General features: G+C 48.2%; 1 protein-coding gene and 1 pseudogene. Both read right to left on the bottom strand.

The genetic code is table 11. The features are described 5' to 3' along the window. Positions 1 to 80: 80 nt before the first annotated feature. A pseudogene (locus ACYVG7_RS06100) lies at positions 81 to 971 on the bottom strand (ISAs1 family transposase); the annotation flags it as partial. Between the two features lie 53 nt (positions 972 to 1024). Continuing rightward, positions 1025 to 1546: ISAs1 family transposase (locus ACYVG7_RS06095; RefSeq protein WP_460882325.1), on the bottom strand; the 522-nt coding region annotated here is incomplete at its 5' end.

The raw sequence follows: 1546 nt of genomic DNA, 5'->3' as shown, positions 1-1546 counted from the left end.
TTTGGCGATTAAATCAGATCACAAACGAAGCCTTTTTTCTATCTATTTCAATTGGTTGTAGCTAAAGATCCTGTACATGAGTGTTCTCTAACCGCGCTGGCTACTTGTTCTGCACTCATTATTTTCGAGCTGATGTAGTAACGATATTCCAAACTGACCGGCTTGCCTTTTTCTGTCCGAAAGCTGGTCATCATTGCGAGCGTTTTGAGTCCCTTCCAGCGAGAAAAATTGCCTTCAAGAGTACTCGCATCAAGGACATGGCACAGACGAGACTCTATACGTCCATGCTTCTTTTCGGTCTGTAATGCCTCTAGCGAGGAAACATCGTTGCGTAAGGCGCTGAAGGCCTGCTGGATGGCTTTGGACAAATTGCCCTGATTACCTTTTACGGCCAGTAGGTAGTCCCCATTCTGTTCAATAATAGTTTTGGCAATCTTGGTCTGACAGGCCATGGCATCGATTGAAACGAGCGCTCCTCGCAGCTCCAACAGTTTCAATAACTCGGGGATCGCCGTGATTTCATTACTCTTTTTATCGGTTTTTAGTTGCCCCAGTACCAGCTTGTTTGCGGTGGCATATGCGCTAACCATGTGAATGGTACTGTTACGGTCTTCCCGGTTATAAGAGCCTCGCAATGTCTTACCATCAATTGCGATCAGTTCACCCTGAGTCAAGGTATGTACAGACGCCATCCAATCGAGAAAGCAGGCCTGGAACTGCTCGGGTTTGATGACAGAAATGGTGCGAGCGATGGTGTCATCAGCGGGAATACCTGCTTTGAACATATCGAGGTCGAGGAACCATTGGTGGTGTCCCAGTAAATATTCACGGATATCAAACCAGCCCCGGGCACCAGCGATAACAGAGCAAAGAGTACCGAATAGAATATCGAAAAATGGATAGGTCACTTTTGCACTTTGCCGTGGATCCGCAATGGCCTCAAAATGCTGTTTGAATGAATCGATGAACATATGTTGCCACCCCAAAAAGGAAGCATATGATCACAGCTGGGGATGTACGTCAATCAAGACGTCATTCTGGTTATAAAACGTTCACGATCTCGCCCTNCATCCTCATTCATCACGACATCCAGAACCCAGTGCAGGCTATTTTCAATTGCCCAGTGCCCTCGTACCGCTGAGGCAAACTGCTCTGGTGTCAGTTCAGCCGAGCTGATGTAGTAGCGATACTCCATCGAAAATTTTTCCATATTTTCAATTCGATAGGATATTGCGACACCAACACTCTTCAGCGATTTCCACTCTGGAAATTGCTCTGATAGTGCTCCGGCTGGTAACACATGGTACTCGCGGCCATCGATGCGACCGTGCTCTTTCTCGACACTGAGCGTTTCTTCACTCAGCGGCTTCTTGGTCGACTCGCCCAGAGCTGCGCGTACTGCATTATGCAGTGTGGGCTGGTTACCTTTTACCGCCAGCAAGTAGTCGCCACCGCCCTTGACGATGGTTGCGGCTATCCCAGTCTGGCAGCCCATGGCATCGATGGATACCAGGCAGCCTTTTATATCGAGGAGTGCCAGTAATTC

It is taken from the genome of Pseudaeromonas pectinilytica (assembly GCF_054780855.1).
Note: the sequence above shows the minus strand (reverse complement) of the source record. Positions and strands in the feature narration are given on the sequence as shown.